We start from the raw sequence: 5445 nt of genomic DNA, 5'->3' as shown, positions 1-5445 counted from the left end.
GGCGGAAGAAATGGAGACCCGGGTCGGCGAGACGGTGGGTTACCAGGTGCGGTTCAGTGACCAGACCAGTGATGATTCACTGGTGAAGGTGATGACGGACGGCATCCTGCTGAATGAGCTGACCCATGACCGCTTTCTGGACCGCTACGACACCATCATTGTGGATGAGGCCCATGAGCGCAGTCTGAACATCGATTTCCTGTTGGGGGCGCTCAAACGGATTCTTCCGAAACGGCCTGACCTGAAGGTGATCATTACTTCGGCGACCATCGAGCTGGACCGCTTCAGTGCCTATTTTGACGATGCGCCGGTGCTGGAGGTTTCGGGGCGGACGCATCCGGTGGAGGTGCGGTATCGGCCGCTGGCGGACTCTGAGGATCCGGAGTCGGGCTGGCCAGGGGCGATCGAATCGGTCGTTCATGAGATCGAGGATTACGAGAAGGATCAGGGCAAGGGGCCCGGGGATATCCTGGTGTTCCTGCCGGGGGAGCGGGACATCCGGCAGGTGAGCAAGGAGCTGCGCCATGCGGATCTTCAGCACACCGAGGTGCTGCCGCTGTATGCGCGGCTGTCGAATCGCGAGCAGAACCGGGTGTTCCAGCCCCATGGCGGGCGACGGATCGTGCTGGCCACCAATGTGGCCGAGACCTCGCTGACGGTGCCGGGCATCCATTACGTGATCGATACGGGTCTGGCGCGGCTGAGCCGTTACAGCGTGCGCTCGAAGATGCAGCGCCTGCCGGTTGAGCCCATCGCCCAGGCCAGCGCGGAGCAGCGCAAGGGGCGCTGTGGGCGTGTGGCCCCCGGGATCTGTTTTCGACTCTATGACGAGTCGGATTTCCTGAATCGGCCCGAGTTCACGGACCCGGAGATCCGCCGGACCAACCTGGCGTCTGTGATCCTGCAGATGACGAACATGGGACTGGGCGACGTCAAGCGCTTCCCCTTCATCGACCCACCGGATAAGCGCCTGGTCAACGACGGCTACAAGCTGCTGGAAGAGCTGGGGGCCGTGGATCGGGGACGCAAAGTAACCAAGGCTGGGCGGCGCATGGCGCGGCTGCCGGTGGACCCAAGGCTGGCGCGCATGCTGCTGGCGGCTGAGCGGGAGGGCAGTCTGGCCGAGGTGGCGGTGATCGCGGCCGGACTCAGTATCCAGGACCCGCGCGAGCGCCCGGGCGACAAACAGACCCAGGCGGACCAGGCGCACGCGCTGTTCCGCGACAACCATTCGGACTTCAACAGTCTGCTCAATCTATGGAACGCCTGGGAAGAGCAACGCCAGACGCTGTCCGGCAATCAGCTCCAGAAGTGGTGCCGGAAGCATTTCGTGGCCTTTCTGCGCATGCGGGAGTGGCGCGACATTCACCGTCAGATCCTGCTGCTGGCAAAGGAGCAGGGCATGCGGGTGAATCAGCGGCCGGCAGACTATGCTTCCGTGCACCGGGCGCTTCTGGCCGGCCTGCTGGGCAACGTGGCGCTGAAGGAGGAGAAGGGCTGGTTCCACGGGACGCGTAACCGCAAATTCCGGATCTTTCCGGGCTCCGCACTGGCGAAGAAGCCACCGAAGTGGATCATGGCCGCCGAGATTGTGGAGACCAGCCAGGTGTTCGCGCGCATGGTGGCGGGGATCGAGGTGGAGTGGATCGAGCCACTCGCCGAACACGTGGTCCGGCGTAACCACGCGGAGCCGCACTGGGAGAAGAAGCGGGCCCAGGTCATGGCCATGGAGTCGGTCACACTCTATGGGCTGACCATCGTGGCCAATCGCCGCGTGGGGTACGCCCGGATCGACCCGGAGCTGTCTCGGGAGATCTTCATCCGCCGGGCCCTGGTGGAAGGCGAGTACAGGACCAGGGCCCCCTTCGTGCTGGCCAATCAGGAGTTGATCGAAGAGGTCACTTCGCTGGAGGACAAGGTTCGCCGGCGGGATCTGCTGGTGGATGAGGAGACCCTGTTCCAGTTCTACCATGAGCGCCTGCCCGCCGAGATTGTCAGCGGCAAGGGTTTTGAGCGCTGGTGGAAGCAGCTTAACGACGAGCAACTCAGTCGCTTTTACCTGACCGAGTCCGATGTCTTCCAGAAAGAGCCCGGGACGGACACGCAGAGCCTGTATCCCGATACGCTGCAATGGCACGGCCTCACCTTTGAACTGCGCTATCATTTCGAACCGGGTACGGCCGAGGACGGCGTGAGCATCCGGGTGCCGATAATGGCGCTCAAGCAGCTGCCGGTGGAGCGGCTGGGGTGGCTGGTGCCGGGGCTGCTGCGCGATCGCGCCATCGCGCTGGTGAAAAGCCTGCCCAAATCACTGCGCCGCAACTTTGTGCCGGTGCCGGACTTCGTGGACGCCGCCCTCGCCAATCTCACCCCCTGCAATGAACCACTGCCCCGTAGACTGGGGGAACAGCTCCAGCGCATGACCGGCGTGCGGATACCCGAGGATGCGTGGGACCCGGATCACCTGCCTGACCATCTGCGCATGAACGTGCAGGTGATTGATGACAAGGGCAACATCCTGGATCAGGGGCGGGATGTGGAGGGGCTGATCGCACGCCACGAGGATGAGGCTCACCAGGCGCTGGAAAGTGCCATGCAGGAGGCCCCGGAGGAATCCGAAGTTGAGACGGTTGTCTCCGACTGGCCGGGCGGCGACCTGCCGGAGAGTGTCGAGACCGAGCAGGGTGGCATGCAGGTTCGTGTCTATCCGGTTCTGGAAGATGAGGGGCAGGGGGTACGTCAGACGCAGGTGCTGGACCCGGTGCGGGCCTGGTACCTGAACCGTCGGGGGATTGCACGCATCCTGGTCAACCGGCTCGGCAATACCCTGCGGGATCTGGATCGAAGACTGCCCGGCTTCCATGAAGCATCGCTGCTGTTTGCCCCGGTCGGGCGCAAGACAGAGCTTCTGGACGATATGCTCATTGCGACGGCCCAATCCCACTTCCTGGCGGAGCAGGCGCTGCCACGCAGCGAGCGGGATCTGGAGAGCTGCCTTGAAAGCGGCCGAAGTGACTTCATACCCGCGCTGGAAGCCAACAGCCGGCTCCTGCTCCAGATCATGGAGCGCCATCACCAGGTGATGAAGGGGCTGAAGGGCAAGATCCCGCTGAATGTTGCCCAGAGCATGGCGGACCTGAAGTTTCAGATGAGCCAGCTGATTTACCCGGGGTTCATGGCGGCAACGCCGCCGGAGTGGCTGAAGCATTTTCCACGTTACATGGACGCGGCGCTGATCCGGCTGGACAAGATGCCCCGGGAGGCAGGCCGTGAGCGTGCCTTTCTCTCGGAGTTCCAGCCCTTCTGGGACCGCTACGTTGAGAGGCGCGAGGCACTGGCCGTGCAGGGGATCGAGGACGAGGCCCTGATCACCTACCGGTGGATGCTGGAGGAATACCGCGTGTCGTATTTCGCACAGCAGCTGGGAACCGCTGTAACGGTTTCCCCTCAGCGCCTGGAGCGCCAGTGGCAGCAGGTCCGCCGCTGACGCCGTCCACCTGACACCCGGTGCCGATGTGTTAATATCCTGAGTCAGGAACTATTTCACAGGTTCTCCATTCAACAACAACCGGAGTCTATCCCGTGTCCTCAGCAGTCATCAGCGCTACCGGTCTTTTCTCGCCGCCCAGCGTCATCGACAACGACGAACTGGTGGAAGCCTTCAACGCCTACGTCGAACGCCACAACGAACGCAACGCGGCCGCGATTGAGCGTGGCGAGGTGGAAGCGCTGCAGCCTTCATCCTCGGCGTTCATCGAGAAAGCCTCAGGCATCAAGCGCCGGCATGTGATGGACAAGCAGGGCATACTGGATCCCGAACGCATGAAGCCGTCGATTCCGCAGCGCCCGAACTCGAACTATGGCATCCAGTGTGAAATGGCGGTCAAGGCCACGAATCAGGCGCTGGAGCGGGCCGGGATCAGGGCGCAGGATCTGGACGCGGTCGTTGTCGCCTGTTCGAATCTGGAACGCCCCTATCCGGCCGTGGCCGTTGAAGTACAGGATGCGCTGGGCGTGGAAGGCTTTGCGTACGACATGAACGTCGCCTGTAGTTCGGCGACCTTCGGCATCCAGAATGCCGTTGATGCCATCAATAACGGGCACGCCCGCACGGTGCTGGTTGTGAACCCGGAGATCTGCAGTGCCCACCTGAATTTCTGCGATCGGGACAGCCATTTCATTTTCGGCGACGCCTGCACCGCCATCATCGTCCAGCATCCGGATGATGTGCCGGCAGGGCGTGGCTTCGATGTTCTGGGCACACGGCTCAAGACGCGTTTTTCCAACAACATCCGGAACAACTTCGGGTTCCTGAACCGTGCGGATGAATCCGGCATGGGGCAGGCGGACAAGCTGTTCGTTCAGGAAGGCCGCAAGGTGTTCAAGGAGGTTTCTCCGCTGGTGGCGGAGCTGATTGGCGAGCACCTGGGGGCGCTTGGTCTCGGCACCGATCAGTTGCGGCGCATGTGGCTGCACCAGGCGAACCTCAATATGAACGAGCTGATTGCCAAGCGGGTCCTTGGGCGTGATGCCGAGGTTGGCGAGGCGCCGGTGATACTGGATGAGTACGCCAATACCAGCTCCGCAGGCTCCATCATCGCCTTTGACCAGTACCAGGCCGACCTGAACAGTGGCGATTACGGCATCATCTGTTCCTTCGGAGCTGGCTACTCCATCGGTAACGTCGTGGTCCGCAAGCGCTGAAGCGGCCCTATTGGCCGCTTTCCGCGCTCAATGCCCGCAGGCGGTCGGGCAGGGGTGTGGGGCGGCCAGTGTCATGATTGATCCACACCACCTTGGCGCTGCCTGATGCATAGAGAGCATCATCATCAGCGCCAAGTACCCGATAGAAGTTCTCCAGGCTGCTGTTGCCGGCCCTGCCGGTGCGCACTTCAACCCTGATCCTGGTGGGATAGACCAGTTCCTGGTGGAAGGTTGCGCTCGTGGTTACGATCACCGGGCCCTCGCCCTGGCCGTCCGCTGTCAGTGTGAGACTGTCGAACCAGCGGATTCGCGCCTCTTCAAAAAACCTGAAATACACCGTATTGTTCACATGGCCGTAGGCATCCTGGTCGCCCCAGCGGACAGGGAAGGTTTCCTCATGGACCAGTCGGCCCTCGGGTTGGTTTTCGGACATGATGACTCCTGTTCGTTGACGCGCGCTGATTGTAGGGCGGGGACCAGCGATTTCAATCCCTTTAGAGACAGGTTTGACAGGTAATGATGCATCGCAGACTGATCGGGTTCCTTGCCGGGGTCGGGATTGCCCTGAATGTGGGCGCCCAACAGGACCCGGAGGCCACGGATGGAAGCCTGCCGGGCAATGTTGACCCGCAACAGGTGGCGGACAGCTCGGTCTACGATGACCGTGATCCCTGGGAATCCTTCAACCGGAGTATATTCGCCTTCAATGAGGTCGTGGACGGCAACTTGGTCCGGCCGGTG

Annotated in this window: 4 protein-coding genes; 3 read left to right on the top strand and 1 reads right to left on the bottom strand. The window is 62.2% G+C overall.

Features of this window, described 5'->3' with window-relative positions; translation table 11 throughout:
* The coding region (gene hrpA / locus QZ501_RS14780) for an ATP-dependent RNA helicase HrpA (RefSeq protein ID WP_295720580.1) at nucleotides 1-3487 on the top strand (3487 nt) is incomplete at its 5' end.
* A gap of 95 nt (nucleotides 3488-3582) precedes the next feature.
* Nucleotides 3583-4704, top strand: a complete 1122-nt coding sequence (locus QZ501_RS14775; protein WP_295720578.1) for a beta-ketoacyl-ACP synthase III — start codon at nucleotides 3583-3585, stop codon at nucleotides 4702-4704.
* A gap of 7 nt (nucleotides 4705-4711) precedes the next feature.
* Here the strand turns inward: QZ501_RS14775 and QZ501_RS14770 are convergent, their stop codons facing one another.
* Entirely contained in the window at nucleotides 4712-5137 is a 426-nt protein-coding gene (locus QZ501_RS14770) for a thioesterase family protein (RefSeq protein WP_151440482.1), read from the bottom strand.
* Between the two features lie 83 nt (nucleotides 5138-5220).
* On the opposite strand from QZ501_RS14770, the gene QZ501_RS14765 reads away from it, so the two are divergent.
* On the top strand, nucleotides 5221-5445 hold a 225-nt coding region (locus QZ501_RS14765; RefSeq protein ID WP_295720575.1), incomplete at its 3' end, for an MlaA family lipoprotein.

Origin of the sequence: uncultured Halovibrio sp. (assembly GCF_913056445.1) — a bacterium.
Lineage (GTDB): Bacteria > Pseudomonadota > Gammaproteobacteria > Pseudomonadales > Oleiphilaceae > Halospina > Halospina utahensis_B.
This window is presented reverse-complemented; position numbering and strand designations above follow the sequence as displayed.

Excerpts from the sequence above, each read along its gene's own strand:
- QZ501_RS14770 (WP_151440482.1), bottom strand. The coding sequence starts at position 5,137 with ATGTCCGAAAACCAACCCGAGGGCCGACTGGTCCATGAGGAAACCTTC.